Genomic DNA, 26,166 nt, shown 5'->3' on the forward strand with positions numbered 1-26,166 from the left:
GGCACCGGGACCGATGCCCCTGAACCCGGGCCGGGCACGGCCACGGCTCAGCCGAGTGTCTCCTCCACGATCGCCCCCCACTGCGCCACGACCCGCTCGCGGCGCCCGGTGTCGTCGGTGAGCAGGTTCGCGAGGCCGAGACCGCGCGCCATGTCGAGCAGGCCCTGCACCGTCTCGCGCACCCCGGGCCGGGACTCGTCCGCGCCCAGCAGGTCCACCGCGATGCGGTGGCTCTCGCGGCCGACGCGGCCTTCGAGCTCGGTCACCCGCGCACGGAGCTGGTCCTCGTTCGAGGCCGCGACCCACAGGTGGAGGGCGGCACGGAACAGCGGCCCGGTGTAGAGGCCGACGAGGGCCTCGACGACGGCACACCGGTCGGCGGGGCCGTCGGGGAAGAGGTCGCGCAGTGCGCTGGAGCGCTCCTCGGCGACGTACTCGACCGCCGCCGTGAAGAGGTCCTCGCGGGTGGGGAAGTGATGCTGGGCGGCGCCCCGGGACACTCCGGCGCGCTCGGCGACGACGGAGACCGTGGAGCCCGCCCAGCCGTGTTCGGCGAGGCAGGCCACGGCGGCGGCCAGGAGCCGCTGCCGGGTGGCCCGGCTGCGGTCCTGTTTGGGGACGTGCGGAGTACGTGCCGCGTGTTCCGCCGCGCTCACACCACCCATGCGGGATCCCGTCGTTCGAGGAAGGCCGTCATCCCCTCGCGGGCCTGCGCGGAGGAGAACAGCCGGGCCGAGAGCGCGGTCAGGTCCGCCGCGTCCCGGTCGAAGGTCTCCAGCACCTTAGCCGTGAGCAGTGCCTTCGTCTCGGCCAGGGCTTCGGGGGCCGCCCGGCGCAGCCCGTCCAGAACGGGCGCGAGTACGGCGTCCACGTCGTCCCCGGCCGCGGTGAGGAGCCCGGTGCGGACCGCCTCGGCGGCGTCGAAGCGCTCCCCGGTGAGGTAGTACCGGGCGAGTGCGCGCGGGTCGGCGCGGGGCAGCAGCGGCAGCGAGATGACGGCGGGGGCGACCCCGATCCGTACCTCGGTGAAGGCGAAGCTCGCCGCCTCGCCCGCCACCGCGATGTCACAGGCCCCGAGCAGCCCGAGGCCGCCCGCCCTGACGTGTCCGGCCACCCGGGCCACGACGGGCTTGCGCAGCTCGGCGATCCCCCGCAGCAGGCCGACGAAGGCCTCCGGGGGCGGGGGGTCGCGCAGGTCGGCGCCCGCGCAGAAGGTGTTCCCGGTGTGGGTCAGGACGACGGCGCGTACGTCGCCGTCCTTGCCGCAGCGGGTGAGCGCGTCGGTGAGCTCGCCCACGAGGGCGGCCGACAGCGCGTTGCGGGTGGGGGGCGAGTCGAGGGTGAGCGTGGTGATGCCGCGCTCGTGTTCCGTGCGGACGACGGTCATGACAGGCCTCGCAGTTCGCGGCGCAGGATCTTCCCGGAGACCGCCCTCGGGATCGCGTCGATGAAGGTGACGATACGGACCCGCTTGTACGGGGCGACGCGCTCGGCGACGTACAGCATGACCTCGTTCGCCAAGAGGCCGGCGGCCGAGGGCTGGCGCACCACGAAGGCGTGCGGGACCTCGTTGTTGTCCTCGTTGTAGGACCCGATGACGGCGGCGTCGGCGATGCCGGGGTGGGTGAGCAGCAGTGCCTCCAGTTCGGCGGGGGCGACCTGGAAGCCCTTGTACTTGATGAGTTCCTTGACGCGGTCCACGACGAACAGCCAGCCGTCCTCGTCCACGTGACCGACGTCGCCGGTGTGCAGCCAGCCGTCCGGGTCGATCATCGCGGCGGTGGCATCGGGCCGGCCCAGATAGCCCTTCATGACCTGCGGTCCGCGGACGACGATCTCGCCGCGCTCGCCGACCCCGAGGTCCTTGTCCGGGTCGTCCAGGGAGACGATGCGCATCTCGGTGCCCGCGACGAGCTTGCCGACCGTTCCCGGGGGCGGGTTCACGGCGTCCAGCGGGACGACGTGCGTGCCGGGCGACAGCTCCGTCATGCCGTACGCCTGGCCCACCGGCGGCAGCCCGAGCCGGGCCGAGCAGGCGGCGGCCAGCGCGGCGTCCAGGGGCGCGGCCGAACAGACGATGTACTCCAGGGAGGACAGGTCGTACTCCGCGACGGCGGGGTGCTTGGCGAGCGCCAGGACGATCGGCGGCGCCACGTACAGGCCGGTGATGCGGTGTTCCTGGATGGCGCCGAGGAAGGTGTCGAGGTCGAAGCGGGGCAGCACGACCACGGTGGCGCCCTGCCGCAGGGGCGCGTTCATCAGGGCCGTCAGTCCGTAGATGTGGAAGAACGGCAGCACGGCGAGGATGCGGTCGCCCGGGTTCATCGGCATGGCCGGGGAGAGCTGGGCGAGGTTGGTGGCTATGGAGCGGTGGGTGAGCATGACGCCCTTGGGGACGCCGGTGGTGCCCGAGGAGTACGGAAGGGCCGCCACGTCCTGAACGGGGTCGATGTCGGCCTGCGGTTCGGGCGCGGTGCTGCCCAGCAGGTCGAGCATGGAGCGGTGGCCCTCCGCCTGGTCGCACACGAAGATCTCCCGTACGCCGCCCGCGAGTTCGGCGGCCTGGCGGGCCGTCTCCAGCAGGGGCGAGACGGTCACGATCCAGCGGGCCGAGGAGTCGCGCAGCTGCTTGGCGAACTCCTCCGGCGTGGCGAGCGGGTGCACCGTCGTGACCGAGGCACCCGCGCGCGTGGCCCCGTAGAAGACGACGGGGAAGGCGATGGTGTTGGGGCTGTGCAGGGCGAGCACGTCTCCCTTGCGCAGTCCCGCCTCGGCGAACGCGGCGGCCAGTCGCCGGTGGTACTGGTCGACCTGGGCGTAGGTGAGCGTGGTGCCGTCGACGCCGTCGACGAGCGCGGGCGTCCCGCCGCGCTCGGCGGCGCGGCCCAGCACGGCGTCGTGGATCGGTTCCTCGACGGCCGGGACATCTGCGTACTCGCTGCGGAACACGGTTCCTCCTAGAGCGCTCAGTACGACTTGGGCAGACCCAGGGTCTGGTGGGAGACGTAGTTGAGAATCATCTCCCTGCTGACGGGCGCGATACGGGACACGCGCGCCGCCGTGATCAGGGAGGCGAGGCCGAACTCACGGGTGAGGCCGTTGCCCCCGAGGGTGTGCACCGCCTGGTCGACAGCCCGTACGCAGGCCTCTCCGGCCGCGTACTTGGCCATGTTGGCAGCCTCCCCCGCACCGACGTCGTCCCCCTCGTCGTACAGGTACGCGGCCTTCTGCATCATCAGACGGGCCAGTTCGAGTTCGATGTGGGCCTGCGCGAGAGGGTGGGCGATGGCCTGGTGGGCGCCGATCGGCGCCTTCCAGACGGTACGGTCCCGCGCGTACTCCACGGCCCTGGCAAGGGCGAAACGGCCCATGCCGATCGCGAACGCGGCCGTCATCACCCGCTCCGGGTTGAGCCCGGCGAACAGTTGCAGCAGTCCCGCGTCCTCGTCGCCGACCAGCGCGTCGGCCGGCAGCCGCACCTCGTCCAGGGTGAGCTCGAACTGCTTCTCGGCGCTGGACAGTTCCATGTCGATCTGCCGCCGGCCGAAGCCCTCGGCGTCGCGCGGGACGATGAACAGGCAGGGCTTGAGGCTGCCGGTCCGCGCGTCCTCCGTACGGCCCACGACGAGCGTCGCGTCGGCGATGTCGACGCCGGAGATGAACACCTTGCGGCCGGTCAGGACCCAGTCGGTGCCGTCGCGGCGGGCCGTGGTGGTGATGCGGTGCGAGTTGGAACCGGCGTCGGGCTCGGTGATGCCGAACGCCATGGTGCGGGTGCCGTCCGAAAGGCCCGGCAGCCACGTCCGCTTCTGTTCCTCGGTGCCGAAGCGGGCGATGACCGTGCCGCAGATGGCGGGCGAGACGACGAGCATCAGCAGCGGGCAGCCCGCCGCGCCCAACTCCTCCAGCACGATGGACAGTTCCGCGATGCCGCCGCCTCCGCCGCCGTACTCCTCCGGCAGGTTCACCCCGAGATAGCCGAGCTTGCCGGCCTCGGCCCACAGCTCGTCGGGGTGACCGCCTTCGGCGATGGCCTTGGTCATGTACGCGCGACCGTAGCGCTTGCCGAGAGCGGCGACCGCGGAACGGAGCGCCTTGTGTTCGTCGGTCTCTGTGACAGGGCTCATGAGGGCTCCTCGGTACGGAGAGTACGGAAAACGCGTCCTGTACGTAACTGTTCGAGCCCGCGCGGCACAGCCGCGCGGTGGTCCGTCCGGGCGCCCCGCGGCGGGGCGCCCGCTCACCGGGCGTCGTCCGCCGGCGCTTCCCCGGGCACCGCTTCCTCCCGCACGACGGCCAGCAGCGCGCCCACCTCCACCTGCTGTCCGACCACGGCGTGCAGCGCGGTGAGCGTGCCCGCCGCCGGCGCCGAGATCCTGTGCTCCATCTTCATCGCCTCCAGCCACAACAGCGGCTCCCCGGCCCGCACGGCGGCGCCCTCGGCGAGCCCCTCGGCCACCCGGACCACGGTGCCGGGCATCGGCGCGAGCAGCGATCCCGGAGCCCGGTCCGCGGCCGGATCGGGGAAACGGGGGAGCTCGGTCAGCGCGGCCGCGTTCACGAAGACCCGGCCGTCGGCGTACCGCGCCACCTCGAACGTCCGCCGCACGCCCGCCACTTCGAGGACGACCCGGCCCGCGTCGGCGTGCAGCACGCGCACCCCGTCGGCCGCGAGGCCCTCGCGGGTGTGCCGGTACGCGGCCTCGTACTCGGCTCCGTGCATCCGGTAGCGCTTGGTCTGCGGCCCCGACGCCAGGTTCCGCCAGCCGCCGAACCGCGAACGCCCGTGCGCGTCGGCCAGGGCCGCGGCCAGCGGGGCGTACGGGTCCGGGGCGGGCTCGGTCAGCGCGGCGAGGTGTCGGTCGTAGAACCCCGTGTCCATCCGGGCCCCGGCGAACTCCTCGTGGCGCAGCGACCGTACGAGCAGATCCCGGTTGGTGACCGGGCCGTGGACCGCGGCCCGCTCCAGCGCGCCGGCCAGTTTCCGCACGGCCTCCGCGCGGGTGGCGCCGTGCGCGACGACCTTCGCGAGCATCGGGTCGTAGTGGACGGAGACGGTATCCCCGTCGGTGAACCCGGTGTCCAGCCGGACACCGTCCGGGACGGCGATCCGGTGCAGGGTGCCCGTCTGTGGCGCCCAGGCGCCCGCCGGGTCCTCCGCGTACAGCCGGGCCTCCACCGCGTGGCCCCGCGCGGGCGGGGGCTCGCTCTCCAGCCGCTCCCCCTCGGCGACCCGCAGTTGCAGGGCGACCAGGTCGACCCCGAACACCGCCTCCGTCACGGGGTGTTCGACCTGGAGGCGGGTGTTCATCTCCAGGAAGTGCGCGGTGCCGCCGGCGACCAGGAACTCGACCGTCCCGGCGCCGACGTAGTCCACGGCGCGGGCGGCCCGCACCGACAACTCGTAGAGGGTGCGCGTGAGTTCGCCACCGAGTCCGGGAGCGGGCGCCTCCTCGATCACCTTCTGGTGGCGGCGCTGGAGGGAGCAGTCCCGGGTGCCGAGCGGCCACACCGTGCCGTGCGCGTCGGCCAGGATCTGCACCTCGACGTGCCGGCCGCCCTCCACGTACGGCTCGACGAACACCTCACCGTCACCGAAGGCGCTCAGCGCCTCCGCCCGGGCCGCCTCCAACTCGGCGTCCAGGTCGGCCAGTTCACGGACGATCCGCATCCCGCGGCCGCCGCCGCCCGAGGCCGCCTTGACCAGCACCGGAAGGTCCGCCTCGGTGACCCGCTCCAGGGGTTCGAGACCCATCAGTTTCTTGGCCCGGGTCTTGGACGCCATCGCCTCGATCGCCTCCGGCGGCGGACCGACCCACACCAGCCCCGCGTCGATCACCGCCCGCGCGAAGTCCGCGTTCTCCGACAGGAACCCGTACCCCGGGTGCACCGCGTCCGCGCCCGCGTCCAGCGCGGCCCGCACGATCAGATCGCCCCGCAGATACGTCTGTGCGGGTGTCGCGCCCGGCAGCCGTACCGCGGCGTCCGCCTCGCGCGTGTGCAGGGCGTTCTCGTCGGCGTCCGAATACACCGCGACCGTGCGCACCCCGGCCTCACGGCAGGTGCGGAAGACCCGGCAGGCGATCTCGCCCCGGTTGGCGACCAGCAGACTCGAAATCACGTGATCCCTCACATCCGGAAGACGCCGAAGCCACCGCGCGCGCCCTCGAAGGGCGCCGTGTGGATCGCGGACAGGCACAGGCCGAGGACGGTGCGGGTGTCGCGCGGGTCGATGACCCCGTCGTCGTACAGCCGCCCGGACAGGAACATGGGCAGCGACTCGGACTCGATCTGCTGCTCCACCATGGCGCGCAGCGCCGCGTCGGCGTCGTCGTCGTACGGGTGCCCCTTCGCGGCGGCCGACTGCCGGGCGACGATCGACAGGACGCCCGCGAGCTGCTGCGGGCCCATCACGGCCGACTTGGCGCTGGGCCAGGCGAACAGGAACCGCGGGTCGTAGGCACGTCCGCACATCCCGTAGTGACCGGCTCCGTAGGAGGCGCCCATGAGCACCGACAGATGCGGGACCCGCGAGTTGCTCACCGCGTTGATCATCATCGCGCCGTGCTTGATGATGCCGCCCTGCTCGTACTCCCTGCCGACCATGTAGCCGGTGGTGTTGTGCAGGAAGAGCAGCGGGATGTCGCGCTGGTTGGCGAGCTGGATGAACTGGGCGGCCTTCTGGGACTCGGCGCTGAACAGCACGCCCTGGGCGTTGGCGAGGACGCCGACCGGATAGCCGTGCAGGCTCGCCCAGCCGGTGGTCAGGCTCGTCCCGTACAGCGGCTTGAACTCGTCGAAGTCCGAGCCGTCGACGATCCGGGCGATCACCTCGCGCGGGTCGAACGGGTGCTTCAGATCCCCCGGGACGATCCCCAGCAGCTCGTCCTCGTCGTACTTGGGGGGCTCGGCGACGGCCGGATCGCCGTACGCCTTGCGGTGGTTCAGCCGGGCGACGACCCGGCGGGCCTGGCGGAGCGCGTCCCGCTCGTCGACGGCGAAGTAGTCCGCGAGGCCCGACACGCGCGCGTGCATCTCCGCGCCGCCCAGCGACTCGTCGTCGCTCTCCTCGCCCGTGGCCATCTTCACCAGCGGCGGCCCGCCGAGGAAGACCTTCGCCTTCTCCTTGACCATGATCACGTGATCGGACATGCCGGGGACGTAGGCGCCTCCGGCCGTCGAGTTCCCGAAGACCACCGCCACCGTGGGGATCCCGGCCGCCGACAGCCGGGTGAGGTCGCGGAAGATCGCGCCCCCGGGGATGAAGATCTCCTTCTGCGAGGGCAGGTCGGCGCCGCCCGACTCGACCAGGCTGATGCAGGGCAGCCGGTTCGCGAGGGCGATGTCGTTGGCCCGCAGGGCCTTCTTCAGGCTCCAGGGGTTGCTGGCGCCGCCGCGCACCGTCGGGTCGTTGGCGGTGATCAGGCACTCGACGCCCTCGACCACCCCGATGCCGGTGACCAGGGAGGCGCCGACGGCGTAGTCGCTGCCCCAGGCGGCCAGCGGGGACAGCTCCAGGAACGGGGTGTCCGGGTCGAGGAGCAGTTCGATGCGCTCGCGGGCGAGCAGTTTGCCGCGCTTGCGGTGCCGCTGGACGTACTTCTCCCCGCCGCCCGCGAGGGCCTTGGCGTGCTCGGTGTCGAGGTCGGCGAGCTTGCCGAGCATGGCCTCGCGGTTCGCCCGGTAGTCCGGGCCGCCCACGTCCAGGGCGGACGAAAGGACCGTCATAGCAGGACCTCCGGGATATCCAGGTGACGGGAGCGGAGCCATTCGCCGAGGGCCTTGGCCTGGGGGTCGAAGCGGGCCTGGGAAGCGACGCCTTCGCCGAGGATCCCCTCGACCACGAAGTTGACGGCGCGCAGGCCGGGCAGGACGTGCCGGACGACCTTCAGCGGGCGGCTCTCCGGGATCAGCTCCCGGAAGCGGTCGGCCGTCAGCTCGTGGGCGAGCCAGCGCCAGGCCTCGTCGGTGCGGACCCAGACGCCGACGTTGGCGTTGCCGCCCTTGTCGCCGCTGCGGGCACCGGCGATCAGGCCGAGGGGGGCGCGGCGGGCCGGACCCGCGGGCAACGGCTCGGGCAGGGACGGTTCTTCGAGTGTCTCCAGTACGAGCGTGTCCTGGGCCGGGATCACCGGGAGACGGCTCCCGTCGTGGAGGACGGCCCTGTGGTCGACGGCGTCCTGGGGGACGTACACATCCTCGAAGACCCCATAGGGAGCGCCCTTCCCCGGTGGCGCCACCACATGGAATCCGGGGTAGCTGGCGAGCGCCAGTTCGATGGCGGCCCCGCTCAGCGCGCGCCCCACGGTGGCCTGGTCGGGGTCGCGGACGACGAGCCGCAGCAGGGCGCTCGCCGTCTCCTCGGTGTCCGCGTCGGGGCGGTCGGTGCGCACCAGTTCCCAGCGCACTTCCGCGGGCGGCGACTTGGCGAGCGCGTCACTCATCTGCTCGCGCACCAGCGCCGCCTTGGCCTCGATGTCGAGTCCGGTCAGGACGAAGGTGACCTCGTTGCGGAAGCCGCCGAGCCTGTTGAGGCCGACCTTGAGGGTGGGGGGCGGTGCCTCGCCGCGCACGCCCTCGATCCGCACCCGGTCCGGGCCGTCCTGGACGAGCCGTACGGTGTCCAGGCGGGCGGTGACATCGGGTCCCGCGTACCGGGCGCCCCCGGTCTCGTACAGCAGCTGCGCGGTGACCGTGCCGACGTCGACGAAGCCGCCGGTGCCGGGGTGCTTGGTGACGACGCAGCTTCCGTCCTCGTGGATCTCCGCGAGCGGGAAGCCGGGGCGGCGTACGTCGCCGCCGCCGAAGAAGGCGTAGTTGCCGCCGGTGGCCTGGGTTCCGCACTCCAGCACGTGCCCGGCGACGACGGCTCCCGCCAGCCGGTCGTGGTCCCCCGGCCGCCAGCCGAAGTGGGCGGCGGCGGGCCCGGTGACCAGGGCCGCGTCGGTGACCCGTCCGGTGACGACGATGTCCGCGCCCGCCCGCAGGCACTCCGCGATGCCGAAGCCGCCGAGGTAGGCGTGGGCGGCGAGGCTGCCGGGGTTTGCGGCGGTGAGGTCGTCGCCCTCGACGTGGGCGACGCTCACCGGGATGCCGAGCCGGCCGGCCAGGGTCCGCACCGCGTCGGCGAGCCCGGCCGGGTTGAGGCCGCCGGCGTTCGTCACGATCTTCACGGACCGCTCGTGGGCCAGGCCGAGAGAGTCCTCCAGCTGGCGCAGGAAGGTACGGGCGTATCCGGCGGCGGGGTCCTTCAGCCGGTCCCGGCCCAGGATCAGCATGGTCAGCTCGGCGAGGTAGTCGCCGGTGAGGACGTCGAGCTCGCCGCCGGTGAGCATCTCGCGCACGGCGTCGAAGCGGTCGCCGTAGAAGCCGGAGGCGTTGCCGATGCGCAGCGTCACTCCGCGTCCTCCTTCGGCGGGCGTCCGTCGCCGGGCGGGCCCGCGAAGGCCTGGGCGATGCCGAGCCAGCGGTCGGCGTCGGGACCCTCGGCGCGCACGTCGACGTCGGCGCGGTGCGCCCGCTGGGTGACCAGCAGACAGAAGTCGAGCGCGGTGCCGGTGACGCGCTGGGGGGCGTCCTCGGGGCCGTAGGTCCAGGTGTCGCCGGAGGGGGCGAGGATCTCCACCCGGAACTCCTCGGCGGGCGCGGCGAGCCCGCGCGCGGCGAAGGCGAAGTCCCGTGTGCGGACCCCGATGCGGACCACATGCCTGAGCCGGTCGGTGGGGGGACGGACCACACCCAGGGCGTCGGCGACGTCCTGGCCGTGGGCCCAGGTCTCCATGAGCCGACCGGTGGCCATGGAGGCACCGGACATGGGCGGGCCGTACCAGGGGAAACGGGCGCCCGGAACGGACGCCCGCAGCGCCCGGTCCAGCGCGGCCCGCCCGGTGCGCCAGCGCGCCAGCAGGTCGGCGGACGGGAGCCGGGCTCCCTCCTCGGCGCCCTCGTCCACGAACGTCGTGGGCGCCGCGAGGGCCTTCTCGACGAGGCCGTGGAAGGCGTCGGCGTCCGTGACGGAGAGGAGGGCGGAGTGGTCGGTCCAGGCGAGGTGGGCGATCTGATGGGCGACGGTCCAGCCGGCGGCGGGCGTCGGGAGCGCCCACCGCTCCGGACTCAACTCGGCCACGAGCCGGTCGAGTTCTTCGCTTTCGTCACGCAGATCGTCGAACACGGGCGTCGGATCGGACATGGGGGGAGCATGGCAGCGCCCCCAGAAACAATCAAGCATGCTTGCATCAATTTATTTCCCCGCGCTCCGCCGCCTCCTTGTCACATCTCCTGTCCCCGGTCCGTCATACCGATGACGACGCGGACAGAGGAACACAGAGGGAGACATGAACATGAGCGAGGCCAAGAAGATCGCGGTGGCCGGGGCGACCGGGCGGCTCGGGCGGCATGTCGTGGACGTGCTGACGGAGCGCGGGCACACCGTCGTACCGATGTCCCGGGCCACCGGGGTCGACATCGTCACCGGCGCCGGGCTGGCCGAGGCGCTGGAGGGTGTGGACGTCGTGATCGACGCGTCCAGCACGCCCTCGCCCGACCGGAAGGTGGCGACGGAGTTCTTCACGGCCGCGGCCCGCAATCTGCACGAGGCCGGACAGAAGGCCGGGGTCGGCCGGCTGGTGGTCGTGTCGATCATCGGCATCGACGCATCGGCCGCCGGGTACAACGCGGCCAAGCTGGAGCACGAGCGCGCGGTGCTGGCGGGACCGGTGCCGGTGCGGGTGCTGCGGGCGGCGCAGTTCCACGAGCTCGTGGAGCAGTTCACGCAGTGGGGGCGCCAGGGCGACACCGTCCACGTCCCCAGGATGCGGACCCAGCTCGTCGCGGCGCGGGCCGTCGCGGAGGCGCTGGTGGAGCTGGCGGAGGCCGAGGACGCGCCGGGGGCGCGGGCCCCGTTCCCGGAGGTGGCCGGTCCGCGCGAGGAGAGCCTGGAAGAGGCGGCACGGCTGCTGATGGCCCGCCGGGACCCGGACGTGAAGGTGGTCGCCGTGAGCGACCCGGACAACCCGGAGCGGGACCTGTTCGAGAACGGCGGCCTGCTCCCGGGGGCGGACGCCAGGCTCGCGGGCCCGGCGTTCGCGGAGTGGGTGGAGACGGCTTCCTGAGCCGGGCGCGCCCCGGGTGCCGCCGGGGCGCATCGCACCGGGGCGCCGGGTGGACGTGGACATGGGCGTCGGGGGCGTCGCACCGCGAGGTCGGCGGCCCGCGCCGGGCGCCCGGCCGTGACCGCACCGGGGCAGCCGAGTGGATGTCGGGCCCGGAGCGCCCCGGGTCCCCGTGGCGGCCGTGATGGGGCCGCCGGGCCGGGTGGGGGTCAGGGCGCGCGGTGCCGCGAGGTCCAGGAGAACGCGTCCGGCCGCCGGGACCGTGAACAGGGCCCCGCGCCGGCTGGGGTCAGGGCGCGTCGACCGGGACCGTCGCCTTCCCCCGGCCCACCTGGGTCCGCACCGCGCCCATGCTCGCGCCGATGACCAGGGCGATCGCGGCCGCCTGGGTCGTGGACAGGGACTGGTCGAGGATCAGGAAGCCCGCTGTCGCCGCGATGGCGGGCTCCAGGCTCATGAGGATCGCGAAGGTGGAGGCCGGCAGGCGGCGCAGGGCGAGGAGTTCGAGGGTGTAGGGGAGGACCGAGGACAGGATCGCCACCGCGGAGCCCAGGGCCACCGTGGTCGGGTCCAGCAGCCGGGTGCCGGACGAGACGATCCCGAGCGGCAGGAACAGCAGCGCCGCCACCGCCATGGCCAGCGCCAGGCCGTCGGCCTGGGGGAACCGGCGGCCCGTACGGGCGCTGAAGACGATGTACGCCGCCCACATCGCGCCCGCCCCGAGCGCGAAGGCCGCGCCCACCGGGTCCAGGTCCCCGAACCCTCCGCCGCCCAGCAGGAAGACGCCGCACAGGGCCAGGCCCGCCCAGACCGCGTTGACCGCGCGGCGGGAGGCCAGCACCGAGAGGGCGAGGGGGCCGAGCACCTCCAGAGTGACGGCGGCGCCGAGGGGGATGCGGGCGACCGACTCGTAGAAGAGGCCGTTCATCGCGCCCATGGCGATGCCGAAGACGGCGACCGTCCCCCAGTCGGCGCGTGAGTGGCCGCGCAGCCGGGGGCGGCAGACCACGAGCAGGACCACCGCGGCGGCGAGCAGGCGCAGGGTCACCACGCCGAGCGCGCCGGCCCTCGGCATGAGGGTCACCGCGAGGGCGCCGCCGAACTGGACCGAGATCCCTCCGGCCAGCACCAGCCCGACGGGCCCGAGGGAACCGAGACGGCCGGGAGCTCCGCCCGGGGACACGGGGGCGTGCACCGTCCCGGAGACGGGCGCGGACGACGAGGTGGTGGCGCTGGGGGTGCTCACGGGCGGTCCTGGAGGCTGGCTCGGTCAGGTGTTCATCACGATGTACTGCCGAGTCCAGGGTAGTGGACTTCGTCAGGAGTGTGAACTGCTTATGTAGCTGTCCTGGATGCTGAGACCCGGACCGGGACGCTCCGCCCCGTCGCCGGCCGGCCCCCTACGGGCCGTTCAGCGGCGGGACATGTAGACGTCCAGCGCCTTGTGCAGCACCCGGTTGATGGGGAGGTCCCACTCGCCGAGGTACTCCGCGGCCTCGCCGCCCGCGCCCGCCTTGAAGCGCAGGAGGCCGACGAGGTGGTCGCTCTCGTCCAGGGTGTCGGTGATCCCGCGGAAGTCGTAGACGGCGGCGCCCAGCGCGTGGGCGTCGGTCATCATGCGCCACTGGATGGCGTTGTTGGGCTGGACCTCGCGTTTGCGGCTGGTGGAGGCGCCGTAGGAGTACCAGACATGGCTGCCGACGGTCAGCATGGTGGCCGCGGCCAGGACGTCGCCCTCGTGGCGGGCGAGATAGAGCCGCATGCGGTCGGGGTCCTCGGCCGTCAGCGAGGTCCACATCCGCTGGAAGTAGGGCAGCGGGCGCGGGATGAAACGGTCGCGTTCCGCCGTCTCCGCGTAGAGCTCGTAGAAGGCGGGCAGGTCGTCGTAGCCGCCCCGGACCACCTCGACGCCGGCCTTGTCGGCCTTCTTGATGTTGCGCCGCCACTGCTGGTTGAGGCCCTTGTGGATCTCCTCCAGGGACCGTCCGGCGAAGGGGACCTGGAAGACGTAGCGCGGCTGTCCCGCCGCGAAGCCGTCCTCGCCGCCGGGCTCGGTCCGCTGCCAGCCCATCGCCCGCAGCCGGTCGGCGATCCCGTCCGCGCCCGGTTCGTACGAGGTCGCGGTCACCTCGCCGAGGCGCCGTGCCGCCGGATCGGCGATGGCCGTCTTGAGCGTGTCGGCGCTCCAGCGGCGCGCGACCACGGGCGGGCCCATCTTCACGGTGAACGCGCCGCGCGACTTCAGATGCGCGACCATCGGCCGCAGCCAGCGTTCGGCGAGGTCCGGGTCGTGCCAGTCGATGACGGGGCCCTCGGGCAGGTACGCGAGGTACCGCTTGATCCTCGGCAGTGGGCGCAGCAGCACGAGGCCGGCCCCCTGGAGGCGGCCGTCCGCGTCGAACCAGCCGAGGCTCTCCGCACGCCAGTCCGGCTTCACGTCCCCCCAGGACGGCACCTGCATATGGCTGGCCGAGGGCCGCGAGCGGACGAACGCCAGGTGCTCGTCGCGGGTGATCGCCTGCAGGCGGAGAGTCATGCGCGTCGCTCCTCGAACGTCTTCGGCCGGTGAAATCCCAGCGTACTTACGCGGTGGGCGCGGACCCGTCGTCCCGCGGGCCGTTCTCCAGCGCCTCGGCCAGGACCTCCGCCAGGTGGCGGCCCCGGCGGCCGGAGAGCTGGGCCAGCTGGGTGCGGCAGGAGAAGCCGTCGGCCAGGATCACCGCGGTGTCGTCGGCCGCCCGTACCGCCGGGAGCAGCTGTTCCTCCGCGCAGGCCCGTGACACCTCCTCGTGGCCCCTCTCGAAGCCGAAGTTGCCCGCGAGTCCGCAGCAGCCGCCCGCGAGGGTGCCGGTCAGGCCCGCCGCGTCGCGCAGCCGGCGTTCGGCCGCGTCGCCGAGGACCGCGTGCTGATGGCAGTGCGTCTGGCCGGCCGCCGGGCGGTCCAGGCGCGGCGGCGTCCAGGCCGGCGCGTACCGTTCCAGCGCCTCGGCGAAGGTCGTCACCGCCGCCGCCAGCCGTGCCGCGCGCGGGTCGCCGGGCAGCAGTTCCGGGAGGTCCGTGCGCAGCGCGGCGGCGCAGCTCGGTTCCAGGACGACGACCGGGACGTCGTCCATGGCGAGGTAGGGCTCCATGAGGTCGAGGGTGCGGCGGAGCACGGTGCGGGCGCGGTCGAGCTGGCCGGTCGAGACGTACGTCAGTCCGCAGCAGACGCGACGGCGGCGGCGCGGCAGCAGTGTGCCGAGGCGGAGGGGGCCCCGGGTCACGCCGTCGCCGACGGGCCCGTGCCGCATCACCGTCCTCGGGGGCAGCAGCACGGCCAGTCCGGCGGCCTCCAGGACCCTTACGGCCGCGCGTCCGACGGAGGGTTCCAGGTGTTCGGTGAAGGTGTCCGGCCACAGGAGGACCGTCCTGCCGCCGAAGCCCGGGAACAGCGCGTCGGCGGGCCGCCCGCCCCCGCGCCTCTCCCCGCCCGGTCCGCCCGGGGTGTCCTGGGTGTCCCGGCGCCGTTCGCGCTCGCGCGCCCGTGCCCGGTCCCGGAACCGGGCCGACCACCACTGGCTGAACGTCACGGGCGCCAGCCTCGGGATCTCCCGGTCGGGCGCCACACCGGCCAGGCGCTTGGCGGCGGCGGCCAAGGGGCGCAGGGACGCGAGCGAGTTGACGAGCCGGGCCGAGCGGGTTCGGGTCACCGCCGCGAGCCAGAAGGGGAGCCGCCCCAGGGTGTAGTGCGCGGCGGGACGGCGGCGGCCCGCGTAGTGGTGGTGGAGGAACTCCGCCTTGTAGGTGGCCATGTCGACGCCGACCGGGCAGTCGGACCTGCATCCCTTGCAGGACAGGCACAGGTCCAGCGCGTCCCGGACCTCCGTCGAGCGCCACCCGTCGGTGACGATCTCGCCGGCGAGCATCTCGTGCAGCAGTCTGGCCCGCCCGCGCGTGGAGTGCGCCTCCTCGCCGGTCACCCGGAAGGAGGGGCACATGACCTCGGCGCCGCCCGGGACCGAGGCCGTACGGCACTTGGCGACACCCACGCAGCGGCGCACCGCCGCCGAGAAGTCGCCGCCGTCCGCCGGATAGCCGAACTCCACGTCCACCGGGCGCTTCGGCAGCACCGCGAACCGCAGGTTCTCGTCCAGCCGGTGCGGGCGCACGAGCATGCCGGGGTTGAGCAGGCCGCGCGGGTCCCAGAGGTCCTTCGCCCGTTCGAAGAGGCGGACCATCTCCGCTCCGTACATCGCGGGCAGCAGTTCCGCGCGGGCCTGTCCGTCGCCGTGCTCGCCGGACAGCGAGCCGCCGTGCGCGACGACGAGGCGGGCGGCATCCTCCGAGAAGCGCCGGAAGCGGGTGACGCCCGCCGCGGTGATCAGGTCGAAGTCGATCCGGACGTGGATGCAGCCGTCGCCGAAGTGGCCGTACGGGGTGCCGTGCAGCCCGTGGGCGGCGAGCAGGGCCCGGAAGTCCCGCAGATACGTGCCGAGGCGGGCGGGCGGCACCGCGCAGTCCTCCCAGCCGGGCCAGGCCTCTTCGCCGAGCCCGCGGGCGGCGCCGAACGGGGAGCGGTCCCCGGCGTACGGCATCCGGGTCGCCGTGCCGCTCGCGTCCTCCCGCAGCCGCCACAGCGCCCGCTGCCCCGCCGGGTCGGTGACCACCAGGGCGTCCCCCACGTCCGCGGCCCGCACGATCGTGTCCGCACGCGCGCGTGCCTCCGCCGGCGATCCGCCGCCCGTCTCCACGAACAGCCAGGCCCCGCCGCGCGGCAGCCCCGCGTCGGCGGGTACGAGGTCGGCGGCCATCCCCTCCACGGTCAGCGGCCCGTACCCGAGCAGGCCGGCCGCGGCGTCCGCGGCGGCGCTCTCGTCGGGGTAGGCCAGGACGGCCAGCGCCCGTGCCCGGGGTGCCTCGACCAGGCGTACGACCGCCTCGGTGAGCAGGCCCCAGGTGCCCTCGGAGCCGCAGAACGCGCGGGCCACGTCCGCGCCGCGTTCGGGCAGGAGCGCGTCGAGGGCGTACCCGGAGATCCGCCGCGGGAGGTCCGGGAAGCCGGTCCGCAGCAGCGCCAACTCGCTCTCGACCAGGGCCTTCAGCCCGTCCGGAGCGCCCTGCCAGTCCCGGCCGAGGCGGCGGGTGTCCCCGGCCGCGCCGACGACCGTGAGCTCCCGCACGTTGTCCGCCGTGGTGCCCCAGGCGACCGAGTGGGAGCCGCAGGAGTTGTTGCCGATCATCCCGCCGAGGGTGCAGCGGCTGTGCGTGGAGGGGTCGGGGCCGAAGCGCAGTCCGTGCGGGGCGGCGGCTTCCTGGAGGCGGTCGAGGACTGCACCGGGCTGGACGACGGCCGTACGGGCGTCCGGGTCCAGTGCGAGGATCCGGTCCATGTGGCGGGTGAAGTCCAGGACGACGCCGGTGCCCGTGGCCTGTCCGGCGATCGAGGTGCCGCCGCCGCGCGCCACGACCGGCACCGCGTGGGCGCGGCACACGGCGAGCGTGGCGGCCACGTCCTCGGCGTCCCGCGGGGCCACCACACCGAGCGGTACGCGCCGGTAGTTGGAGGCGTCCATGGTGGTCAGCGCCCGCGCCGTCGTGTCGAAGGAGACCTCGCCGCGCACGGCCCCCGCCAGTTCGGACCGGAGCCGACCGGCCGACTCCGCCGGCGGCCCGTCCGGCTGCCCTGCGGGCCGTCCGCTCGGCCTTCCGTCCGGTCGTCCGTCCGGCCGTCCACCCAGATCCGTCATGTCTCCAGGATGCCGCCGGGCACCGGCGGCGGCCCTGTGGCCGGACACCCGAAAGGCACCGATATGCCGGGGCGATCATGAAACCGCTTCCCGAAGCCTCCCAATCGAATCACGAACTCTCATATAGTGACCGCGAGTTGAGCATCGAGTGTCGCTTCTCGCCCAGGACCGACCGAGGACACGACCGAGGACACGTTCTCCCCCCAGGAACACGACCGAGGACCGATTGATGACCCCGCCCCTGCCCTCCGGCGAACGACCCACCCCACGCACCACGGCGAAAGCCGTGCTGGCCGCCGCCGTCCCGGCCGCGGCCGCGGTGGTGGCCGCCGTCCTGCTCGCCCCCGAACCGGCCCGCGTGCCCCTCGCCTGGGGCACCGGCGCCGCCGCGGTGCTGCTGTGCGCCGCCGTCGCGGTGGCCGCCCACGCCGTGCAGACCAGGCGCATCGCGCTGCGACGCCTCGACAGCGTGACCAAGGACGCCGGCCGGCTCCTCCAGGAACGCGCCAGACTGGCGGAGGAGTTCGGCCAGGACCGGGCCAGGCTCGTCGACGAGGCCGCCCGCGAACGCGCCCGCGCGGCCGAGACCGCGGCCCAGGAGCGGGCCCGTCTGACCGAGACGGCCGCCCGCGAACACGCCCGCCTCACCGAGGAGTTCACCAAGGAGAGGGAACTCCTCACCGGCGACCGCGCCCGGCTCACCGAGCGCAACGCCGAACTCTCCGAGCGCACCCGGCAGGCCGCCGCCGACCGCGCCGCCGCGATCTCGGCGATCGCCAACGCGGCCGGACGCATGCAGGCGCTGTCCACCGGCATGCTGGCCGACCTGCGCGCGATGGAGGAGAGGCACTCCGACGAGGACGTCCTCGCGGACCTGCTCCACCTCGACCACCGCACCGCGCAGGCCGGCCGCCTCGCCGACTCCGTCGCCGTCCTGGCGGGCGCTCGCTCGGGGCGCCGCTGGGCCCGCCCGATCGTCATGGAGTCGATCCTGCGCGGCGCCATGGGCCGCATCGGCGGCTACCAGCGGGTGCGCGTCCACTCCGCCAGCGAGGTCGCCGTCGCCGGACACGCCGCCGAGGGCGTCATGCACGCACTGGCCGAACTCCTCGACAACGCCGCCAACTTCTCGCCGCCCACCGCCGAAGTGCATGTGTACGTCGAGGAGGTCCCCGCGGGTGTCATCGTCTCCGTCGAGGACAGCGGCCTGGTGATGGGAGACGTCCAGCTGCGCCGCGCCGAACGCGCCGTCACCGGCCCCGTCGGGCCCCGGTCCGGGCTCGGCGGCCTCACCGGCACCCGCCTCGGCCTCTCGGTGGTCGGCCGGCTCGCCCGCAAGCACGGCCTGAAGGTGTCCTTCCGGCCTTCCGCCCGCGGCGGCACCGGCGTGCTGGTCCTCATACCGCAGGACATCCTCACCCAGCCCAGCCTCCACCTCACCGGGGCGCCGCTGCCGGCCGGGTCCGAGCCCGTCCCCTCCGCCCCGACCGGCGTCGACGGCCACGCCACCGCGCCGAGGCCACCGGACGGCCGGGAATCCCCGGAATCCCCGTGGTCCCCGGACCCGCAGGAATCCCGCACCTCCCAGGAATCCCCGGCCTCCCCCGTGTCGTACGCCGCCGCCCGCGCGGCCGGCGACCTCGACCCGGACCCCGTCCCGGCCCACGACTCGCCCCGGCACGAGCAGGGCCTCCCGTCCACCGGCGGCCTGCCCAAGCGCCGCCGCGGACGCACCCTCGCCCACGCCGAGCGCAGCCGCTCACACGTCACACCCCCGGCCGACCCCGAACCCCGTACCGGCGACGACCCCAAGATCCGGTCCGCCGCCCGCTTCGGCACCTTCCGCCAAGCGGTGCGCGGCACGGCACCGGGCGCCCCCGGACCCGTACCGGCCGACGATCCGCCCCGGACCGAAGCACCGGCACGGCCCGAGGACCACGCAACCGCGTCCACCAGTTCCCCCACCACGACCCCCACCACCCCCACCGCGCTCCCGGAAGGCGACACCACCCCATGACCGGCACCATCACCGCCGACGAGAAGCTCACCTGGCTCATCGAGGGCCTCCTTGAGCGCACCCCGGGCGCACGGCACGCGCTCGTGCTCTCCCGCGACGGACTGAAGCTGTGCCGCACTCCGGAGCTGTCGGTCGACCAGGCCGACCAGCTCGCCGCCATCGCCGCTGGCATCCAGTCGCTGTCCCACGGCGCCTCCATGGAGTTCGGCGACGGCAGCGGGGGCGTGCGCTCGGCGATGGCCGAGTTCTACGGAGGGGTGCTGTTCATCGTGGAAGCGGGCGACGGCGCGCACCTCGCCGTCGTCACCGCCGAGGACGCCGACGCCGGACTGGTGGGACACAACATGAGCGAACTCGTGGAACAACTCGGCGAGCACCTGACCTCGCCGCCCCGGTCGTCATGAGCCGTCCTGGCAGGGACGACGCGCCCGACCGGCTGTACACCCTCACCGGAGGGCGCACCCGTTCCGGCCCCGACACCCCCTTCGACCTCGTGACACTGGTGGTCGCCGAGTGCGATCCGGCGGTGGGCATGCAGTCCGAGCACGCCGCGATCCTGCGGATGTGCGAGCGGCCGACGGCCGTCGTGGAGATCGCGGCGGAGCTGGGACTGCCGGTGTCGATCACCCGCGTCCTGCTCTCCGACCTGCTCTCCACGGGCCGGGTCAGCGCCCGTCACCCGCACACCACTGTTCCCTCCGGTCTTCCCGATCCCGACATCCTGGAGCAGGTGCTCGTTGGACTCCGTAACCTCTGACGCTCGTGCGCCCCTGTCCGCGTCCGCCGACAACGGCCTCAAGATCGTGATCGTGGGCGGGTTCGGTGTCGGCAAGACGACCCTCGTCCGCTCGGTCAGCGAGATCCGTCCCCTCAACACCGAGGAGACGATGACGCAGGCCGGCGCGAGCGTCGACGACATCAGCGAGGTGCGCGGCAAGTCCGCGACCACCGTCGCCTTCGACTTCGGACGCATCACGCTGGACACGCACAACATCCTGTACCTGTTCGGCGCACCCGGACAGGAGCGGTTCTGGTTCCTGTGGGACCGGCTGTTCTCCGGAACGCTCGGGGCGATCGTCCTGGTGGACACCCGCCGCATCGACGAATCCTGGTACGCCATCGACCGGCTGGAGCACTACGGCACGCCCTTCATCGTGGCCTGCAACGACTTCGGCGGGCCCCCGCACACCCCCGCGCAGATCCGCGAGGCCCTCGACCTCGACCCGCACGTACCGCTGCTCGACTGCGACGCCCGCTCCCGGGAGTCCAGCAAGCAGGTGCTGATCACGCTGGTGGAGCACCTCCAGTCCCGCTACGCCCGTCACGGCGCCGCAGCCGCGGAAGGCGCCCTTCAATCACCGGAGCCCGCTCTGTGACCCCCGCCTCCGCCACCGCGCCCGTCCCCCTCGGCGGGCCGCGGTTCCAGACCGAACCCGCCGAGCTGTACCGGGAGATGCGGCGCGACCACGGATCCGTCGTGCCGGTCGTCCTCGACGGCGACATCCCCGCCTGGCTCGTGCTCGGCTACCGCGAACTGCACCAGGTCACCGGCGATCCCCAGCTGTTCAGCCGGGACTCGGACCTGTGGAGCCAGTGGGACCGCATCCCCGACGACTGGCCGCTGCTGCCGATGATCGGCCGCAAACAGCCCTCCATCCTGTACACCGTCGGCGAGCGCCACCGCGAGCGCGCCGCGATGATCAGCGACGCCCTCGAAGCCATCGACCCCTCCGAACTGCGCTCCCAGGCCGAGAAGTTCGCCGACGAGCTGATCGACGCGATCTGCCCCAAGGGCGAGACGGACCTCATCGGCGACTACGCGGCCCTGCTGCCCGTACGGGTCCTCGCGACGCTCTACGGCTTCGCGGACGAGCAGGGTCCCGGCCTGGTCACCGCCCTGAACGACATGATCAACGGGCGCGAGGGCGCGCTGGCCGGACAGCAGCATCTGGCTTCCTCCATGGCCCGGTTGATCGCCGACCGCAAGGAAACGCCCGCCGACGACGTCGTGTCCCGGATGCTCGCGAACACCGCGGGCTTCGACGACATGGAGATCGTCCAGGACCTCATGGTCATGATGGCCGCCGGCCACCAGCCCACGGCCGACTGGATCGGCAACTCGCTGCGCCTGATGCTCACCGACGAACGGTTCGCCGCCTCCCTGTTCGGCGGCCGGCACAGCGTCGCCGAGGCCATGAACGAGGTCCTGTGGGAGGACACCCCCACCCAGAACGTGGCCGGACGCTGGGCCTCCCGCAACACCCAGCTCGGCGGCCGCCGCATCCGCGCCGGCGACCTGCTGCTGCTCGGCCTCCAGGGCGCCAACTCCGACCCCCAGGTCCGCACCGACAGTTCGGTCCTCACCGGCGGCAACAACGCCCACTTCTCCTTCGGTCACGGGGAGCACCGCTGCCCGTTCCCGGCACAGGAGGTCGCCGAGGTCATCGCGCGGACCGGCATCGAGATCGTCCTGGACCGGCTGCCGGACATCGACCTGGCGGTACCCGCCGACACACTGACCCGGCGCCCCTCCCCGTGGCTACGGGGCCTGAACGAACTGCCGGTGCGGTTCACGCCCGTACCCGTCCTCTGAGACACCGTTGCCACCCGGCCGGCGCACCCGCCCGGCCGGGGCCCGGGGCTGTCCCCATGCCCCGGAGAAGACGCGTCACCCCCACCCCAGCCCTTGGAGGCACCCCCGCATGACCACCGGTACCGAAGAGACCCGCATAGTCCTGGACCCCTTCGTCACCGACCTGGACGGCGAGAGCGCAGCGCTGCGCGCCGCGGGACCGCTCGCCGCCGTCGAACTGCCCGGCGGTGTCCCGGTGTGGGCGGTCACCCACCACGCCGAGGCGCGCGCCCTGCTCACGGACCCCCGTCTGGTGAAGGACATCAACGTCTGGGGTGCCTGGCAGCGCGGCGAGATCGCCCCCGACTGGCCGCTGATCGGACTCGCCAACCCCGGCCGCTCCATGCTCACCGTGGACGGCGCGGACCACCGGCGGATGCGCACCCTGGTGGCGCAGGCGCTGACCCCGCGCCGGGTGGAGCAGATGCGGGAGCGGATCTCGAAGCTGACGGAGAGCCTGCTCGACAACCTCACCGGGGACGTCGTCGACCTGAAGGCCGACTTCGCCTACCCCCTGCCCATGTACGTGATCGCCGACCTCATGGGCATCGAGGAGTCCCGCCTGCCGCGTCTGAAGGAGCTGTTCGAGAAGTTCTTCTCGACGCAGACCCCGCCCGCCGAGGTCATCGCGACCCTCACCGAGCTGGCCGGGATCATGGCGGACACGGTGGCGGCCAAGCGTGCCGAGCCGGGCGACGACCTGACCAGCGCGCTGATCCTGGCCTCCGAGGACGGTGACCACCTCACCGACGCGGAGATCGTCTCCACCCTCCAGCTGATGGTCGCGGCGGGCCACGAGACGACCATCTCCCTCATCGTCAACGCGGTGGTCAACCTGTCCGCCCACCCCGACCAGCGCGCCCTCGTCCTGTCCGGCGAGGCCGACTGGTCCGCGGTCGTCGAGGAGACCCTGCGCCACTCCACCCCGACCTCCCACGTCCTCATCCGCTTCGCCACGGAGGACGTCCCGGTCGGCGACAAGGTGATCCCGGCGGGCGACGCGCTCATCGTGTCGTACGGCGCGATCGGCCGCGACGAGAACGCCCACGGGCCCACCGCGGGCGAGTTCGACGTCAGCCGCACCGGCAAGAACCGGCACATCTCCTTCGGTCACGGGCCCCACGTCTGCCCCGGCGCGGCCCTGTCCCGCCTGGAGGCGGGCGTCGCCCTGCCCGCCCTGTACGAGCGCTTCCCCTCCCTGGACCTGGCCGTCCCGGTGTCGGAGCTCCGCAACAAGCCGGTGGTGACGCAGAACGACCTGTTCGAGCTGCCGGTCAGGCTCACCGCCGGATAGCCGGACCCCATGAGCCGCCGGCCGCGGGAAGGCCCCTGACGGGCCCTCCCGCGGCCGCCGCCGTCAACACGCCCCGTCTCAGCCGACGGACGACGTTTCACCGAGGTTTCCCGGAACGGCTAGGCTCCTGACGTGGCTGATATCCAGATCCCCGCTGACATCAAGCCCGCCGACGGACGATTCGGCGCTGGCCCCTCCAAGGTGCGGACGGAGGCACTGGACGCGCTGGCCGCGACCGGTAGCTCTCTGCTCGGCACATCCCACCGCCAGGCCCCGGTCAAGAACCTGGTCGGCAAGGTGCGCGAGGGCGTGAGCGAGCTGTTCTCCCTGCCCGACGGGTACGAGGTCGTCCTCGGCAACGGCGGCTCCACCGCGTTCTGGGACGTCGCGACGCACGGCCTGATCGAGAACAAGTCGCAGCACCTCACGTTCGGCGAGTTCTCCTCCAAGTTCGCGAAGGCGGCCAAGCTCGCCCCGTGGCTCGCCGCGCCGACCGTGGTCTCCTCCGACCCGGGCACGCACCCCGAGCCGGTCGCCGAGGCGGGCGCCGACGTCTACGCCTTCACCCACAACGAGACCTCCACCGGTGTCGCCGCCCCGATCAAGCGGGTCGCGGGTGCCGACGAGGGCTCCCTCGTCCTGGTGGACGCCACCTCCGGCGCCGGCGGCCTGCCCGTCGACATCGCCGAGACCGACGTCTACTACTTCGCCCCGCAGAAGTCCTTCGCCTCCGACGGCGGACTGTGGATCGGCGTGTTCTCCCCGGCCGCGATCGAGCGCGCCGAGCGCATCCACGCCTCGGGCCGCCACATCCCGGAGTTCTTCTCGCTGCCCACGGCGATCGACAACTCCCGCAAGAACCAGACGTACAACACCCCGGCGCTGGCCACGATCTTCCTGCTCAACGAGCAGATCGAGTGGATCAACGGCCAGGGCGGCCTCGCCTGGTCGGCCGCCCGGACGAAGGACTCCTCGACCCGCCTGTACCGCTGGGCCGAGGACAGCAAGTACGCCACCCCGTTCGTGACGGACGCGGCCAAGCGCTCGCAGGTCATCGGCACGATCGACTTCGCCGACGAGATCGACGCCGCCGCCGTCGCCAAGGTCCTGCGCGTCAACGGCATCGTCGACACCGAGCCCTACCGCAAGCTCGGCCGCAACCAGCTGCGCGTCGCCATGTTCCCGGCGATCGACCCGGCGGACGTCGAGGCGCTGACGCACTGCATCGACTACGTGATCGAGAAGCTGTAACCGTCCCGGCCTTCGAGGGGCGTCCGGCGCGCGAGCGTGCCGGACGCCCCTTCGCCGTGTGTACGGGGCCTTGGCCGCCGTCCGCTTCACCGTGTGCAGGGGGGCCTTGGCCGCCGTCCGCCTCGTACGGGTCCGTAGCCGCCGTCCGTCGTGACGCGGGCCGCGGCCGCCGTCCGTTGCTACGGCCCCGCGGCCGCGTTCAGCGGCGGCGCAGCAGCCGCCTGAAGCCGAACACCACGGCGAAAAGGGCCGCGACCGCGATGGCGCCGACCTTCACCTGACCGCTCGTCCCGTCGCCGCTCCCGCCCCCGGCGGCCGAACCGCCGCCCTTGGAGGACGAGTTGGAGCCGGACCCCGCGGCACCCGGCGCGTCCTCGGGCTCCACGCCGCTGTCCGCGCCCTCGCTGCCGTACAGGAGCTTCGATCCGTCGCGGGTGTAGGTGATCGACTCGCCCTGGCCCTGGAGGGGCACGTTCAGGCGCTCCAGGCGCTTGATCCGCCCGCCGTTCCAGGTGTACGCGATCCCGCCGAAATAGCCCCGCACGGCGAGCTGGCGGCCGTCGGGGGAGAAGGCCCCGTCCGTGACCCACAGGTCGACGGTGGCGACGGGCTTGAACACGTTGGTCGCGGAGGCGCTGAGTTCGGCGGGGCCTTCGTAGAGGTGGCCGCCGTCCTCGTTCTTGTCGGCGATGTAGACGCGCCCCGTCTTGGGGTGCACCATCAGCGCCTCCGCGTTGCGGGGACCGTCCGAGTACTTCACGACGTACTGGGTGGCACGGATCGTCTGGTCCTTGAGGACCTTCGGCTCGGGGAGCTTGTAGATCCACACGTGGTCCCACGAGCCGCCGAGGTTGTCGCCGATGTCACCGACGTACAGGTCGCCGTCGGGGCCGAGGGAGATCGCCTCGACGTCCCGGGGCGCGCCGACCCCGCTCATGGTGACCGTGGCGACGGTCCGGCCCGTCCTGCTGTCGACCGCGTACAGGTAGGGCCCGTCGTCGCTGTCGTTGTGGGTCCAGTAGACGCCCGGGTGGAGGCGTGAGGCGGCGAGACCGCTGGACTCCTTGATCCGGGGATCCTTGATGGTGAACCCGCCGTCCCCGCCGTCGGCGAGAGCGGGCGCCGCCAGGGCGAGGACGAGGGCCGCTCCGGCAAGGGCTCCGGCGGCGGCTCCGGACACGAACGAGTGCGATCGGCGCATGGCCCAAGCCTGCCATCCCACCGGCCCGTTCATGTGACCGGCGTCCGCCCGGGCCCGCGCCGCCCGGCCCTCGTGCCCCGCCCGGCCCCGTGCACCGCGCCGGGCCGCCCGCGGGCGTGTCCAGCTTCACACCCTGGCGGCCCGTGGCGCCCGGACCGATCGTCCATGATGATCGGATGCTCAGGTTCATGCCCGTCGGCGACTCCATGACGATCGGTAGCGCGGGCGAACACACATGGCGCTACCGGATGTGGCAGCACCTGCGTGCGACGTACGGGGGCCCGTTCAAGATCGTCGGCCCGCGCGAGACGCTCTACGACAAGTCGACCGGCTCCCCCGACTCGCACGAGTACGCGGACCCGGAATTCCCCCGCGCCCACCTGGCCGGCTGGGGCGAGGGCTGGCTGCACATGGCCCCGGTGATCCGCGAGACGGTCCGCGCGCAGCGCGCCGACGTCCTGCTGGTCTCGCTCGGCCTCATCGACCTCGGCTTCTACACCAACGCCGTGCAGACCGCCGACAACGTCCGCGTCTTCGTCGAGGAGGCCCGCGCCGCGAACCCGCGCATCCGCATGGTCCTGCTCCCGGTGATACCGAACGTCCGCGCCGAGTCCGACGCCCCCTTCGCCGCCGAGGTGGCCGCCTTCAACGAGCTCCTCGGCAAGGCGGTCGCCGACCTCGACGAACCGCGCTCCCCGCTGCTGCTCGCGTCCCCGCCCCCCTCGTACGACACCACCTTCGACACGTACGACGGCACCCACCCGAACGCGAGCGGCGAACACAAGATCGCGGAGGGTTTCGCGGAGGCGATGCACCAGGCCTGGGACCTGGGCGACCCGTACACGGCCGCGTCCGCCTGACGGACCCCGGGGCGCCGTCGGTCACCCGGCCTGCCCTTGCCTAGAGCGCACTCCACGCCGTTGGCTGGTGAACC

General features: G+C 73.2%; 21 protein-coding genes. 9 read left to right on the plus strand and 12 right to left on the minus strand.

The window, feature by feature from the left end:
* Nucleotides 1-47 precede the first annotated feature (47 nt).
* From OG485_RS20120 to OG485_RS20155, 8 genes are all read right to left on the minus strand, one after another.
* Nucleotides 48-665: a TetR/AcrR family transcriptional regulator gene (locus OG485_RS20120; protein ID WP_328669714.1), complete on the minus strand. Its 618-nt coding sequence runs from the start codon at nt 663-665 to the stop codon at nt 48-50.
* Nucleotides 653-1,387: an enoyl-CoA hydratase family protein gene (locus OG485_RS20125; protein ID WP_328669715.1), complete on the minus strand. Its 735-nt coding sequence runs from the start codon at nt 1,385-1,387 to the stop codon at nt 653-655. Before OG485_RS20125 ends, OG485_RS20120 begins: the two co-directional genes overlap by 13 nt.
* A complete protein-coding gene (locus OG485_RS20130) occupies nt 1,384-2,949 on the minus strand; it encodes a 4-coumarate--CoA ligase family protein (protein ID WP_328669716.1) in 1,566 nt (521 codons plus the stop codon). The genes OG485_RS20125 and OG485_RS20130 overlap by 4 nt, the downstream gene beginning before the upstream one ends.
* 17 nt (nt 2,950-2,966) lie before the next feature.
* Nucleotides 2,967-4,127: an acyl-CoA dehydrogenase family protein gene (locus tag OG485_RS20135; protein WP_328669717.1), complete on the minus strand. Its 1,161-nt coding sequence runs from the start codon at nt 4,125-4,127 to the stop codon at nt 2,967-2,969.
* A 113-nt stretch (nt 4,128-4,240) separates the two neighbouring features.
* Nucleotides 4,241-6,121 (minus strand): acetyl/propionyl/methylcrotonyl-CoA carboxylase subunit alpha, encoded by a 1,881-nt coding sequence (locus OG485_RS20140; protein WP_328669718.1) that lies wholly within the window; start codon nt 6,119-6,121, stop codon nt 4,241-4,243.
* An 8-nt stretch (nt 6,122-6,129) separates the two neighbouring features.
* A complete protein-coding gene (locus tag OG485_RS20145; protein WP_328669719.1) occupies nt 6,130-7,728 on the minus strand; it encodes an acyl-CoA carboxylase subunit beta in 1,599 nt (532 codons plus the stop codon).
* Entirely contained in the window at nt 7,725-9,398 is a 1,674-nt protein-coding gene (locus OG485_RS20150; protein WP_328669720.1) for an acyclic terpene utilization AtuA family protein, read from the minus strand. The genes OG485_RS20145 and OG485_RS20150 overlap by 4 nt, the downstream gene beginning before the upstream one ends.
* Nucleotides 9,395-10,189: a TIGR03084 family metal-binding protein gene (locus OG485_RS20155; protein WP_328669721.1), complete on the minus strand. Its 795-nt coding sequence runs from the start codon at nt 10,187-10,189 to the stop codon at nt 9,395-9,397. Before OG485_RS20155 ends, OG485_RS20150 begins: the two co-directional genes overlap by 4 nt.
* Before the next feature lie 151 nt (nt 10,190-10,340).
* Here OG485_RS20155 and OG485_RS20160 point away from each other — a divergent pair, with 151 nt between their 5' ends.
* The gene (locus OG485_RS20160) at nt 10,341-11,111 is read left to right on the plus strand and encodes an SDR family oxidoreductase (protein ID WP_328669722.1); all 771 of its coding nucleotides are present in this window, start codon (nt 10,341-10,343) and stop codon (nt 11,109-11,111) included.
* Between the two features lie 289 nt (nt 11,112-11,400).
* On the opposite strand, the gene OG485_RS20165 is transcribed toward OG485_RS20160, so the two are convergent.
* The 3 genes from OG485_RS20165 to OG485_RS20175 all read right to left on the minus strand — a co-directional run bounded on the left by OG485_RS20165 (nt 11,401) and on the right by OG485_RS20175 (nt 16,837).
* The gene (locus tag OG485_RS20165) at nt 11,401-12,357 is read right to left on the minus strand and encodes an EamA family transporter (protein WP_328669723.1); all 957 of its coding nucleotides are present in this window, start codon (nt 12,355-12,357) and stop codon (nt 11,401-11,403) included.
* Between the two features lie 165 nt (nt 12,358-12,522).
* A complete protein-coding gene (locus OG485_RS20170; protein ID WP_328669724.1) occupies nt 12,523-13,647 on the minus strand; it encodes a lipid II:glycine glycyltransferase FemX in 1,125 nt (374 codons plus the stop codon).
* Between the two features lie 46 nt (nt 13,648-13,693).
* Nucleotides 13,694-16,837 (minus strand): FAD-binding and (Fe-S)-binding domain-containing protein, encoded by a 3,144-nt coding sequence (locus OG485_RS20175; protein ID WP_443048731.1) that lies wholly within the window; start codon nt 16,835-16,837, stop codon nt 13,694-13,696.
* Between the two features lie 229 nt (nt 16,838-17,066).
* Between OG485_RS20175 and OG485_RS20180 the strand changes: the two genes are divergently transcribed.
* The 7 genes from OG485_RS20180 (at nt 17,067) to serC (ending at nt 24,031) form a co-directional block, all read left to right on the plus strand.
* Nucleotides 17,067-18,854 (plus strand): sensor histidine kinase, encoded by a 1,788-nt coding sequence (locus tag OG485_RS20180; RefSeq protein WP_328669725.1) that lies wholly within the window; start codon nt 17,067-17,069, stop codon nt 18,852-18,854.
* Entirely contained in the window at nt 18,851-19,258 is a 408-nt protein-coding gene (locus OG485_RS20185; RefSeq protein WP_328669726.1) for a roadblock/LC7 domain-containing protein, read from the plus strand. Before OG485_RS20180 ends, OG485_RS20185 begins: the two co-directional genes overlap by 4 nt.
* Nucleotides 19,255-19,611, plus strand: coding sequence for a DUF742 domain-containing protein (locus tag OG485_RS20190; RefSeq protein WP_037624236.1), 357 nt, complete (start codon nt 19,255-19,257; stop codon nt 19,609-19,611). The genes OG485_RS20185 and OG485_RS20190 overlap by 4 nt, the downstream gene beginning before the upstream one ends.
* Nucleotides 19,592-20,230, plus strand: a complete 639-nt coding sequence (locus OG485_RS20195) for a GTP-binding protein (RefSeq protein ID WP_443048732.1) — start codon at nt 19,592-19,594, stop codon at nt 20,228-20,230. Before OG485_RS20190 ends, OG485_RS20195 begins: the two co-directional genes overlap by 20 nt.
* Nucleotides 20,227-21,447 carry a cytochrome P450 gene (locus OG485_RS20200; protein ID WP_328669727.1) on the plus strand — a complete coding sequence of 407 codons (1,221 nt, stop codon included), beginning with the start codon at nt 20,227-20,229 and terminating at the stop codon, nt 21,445-21,447. Before OG485_RS20195 ends, OG485_RS20200 begins: the two co-directional genes overlap by 4 nt.
* 109 nt (nt 21,448-21,556) lie before the next feature.
* The gene (locus OG485_RS20205) at nt 21,557-22,780 is read left to right on the plus strand and encodes a cytochrome P450 family protein (RefSeq protein WP_328669728.1); all 1,224 of its coding nucleotides are present in this window, start codon (nt 21,557-21,559) and stop codon (nt 22,778-22,780) included.
* A gap of 132 nt (nt 22,781-22,912) precedes the next feature.
* Nucleotides 22,913-24,031 (plus strand): phosphoserine transaminase, encoded by a 1,119-nt coding sequence (gene serC, locus OG485_RS20210; protein ID WP_328669729.1) that lies wholly within the window; start codon nt 22,913-22,915, stop codon nt 24,029-24,031.
* Between the two features lie 199 nt (nt 24,032-24,230).
* Here the strand turns inward: serC and OG485_RS20215 are convergent, their stop codons facing one another.
* Nucleotides 24,231-25,232, minus strand: a complete 1,002-nt coding sequence (locus OG485_RS20215; RefSeq protein WP_328669730.1) for a WD40 repeat domain-containing protein — start codon at nt 25,230-25,232, stop codon at nt 24,231-24,233.
* Nucleotides 25,233-25,408: 176 nt separating this feature from the next.
* On the opposite strand from OG485_RS20215, the gene OG485_RS20220 reads away from it, so the two are divergent.
* Nucleotides 25,409-26,092, plus strand: a complete 684-nt coding sequence (locus tag OG485_RS20220) for an SGNH/GDSL hydrolase family protein (protein ID WP_328669731.1) — start codon at nt 25,409-25,411, stop codon at nt 26,090-26,092.
* Nucleotides 26,093-26,166: the final 74 nt, after the last annotated feature.

This window comes from Streptomyces sp. NBC_00328, from assembly GCF_036139655.1.
Lineage (GTDB): Bacteria > Actinomycetota > Actinomycetes > Streptomycetales > Streptomycetaceae > Streptomyces.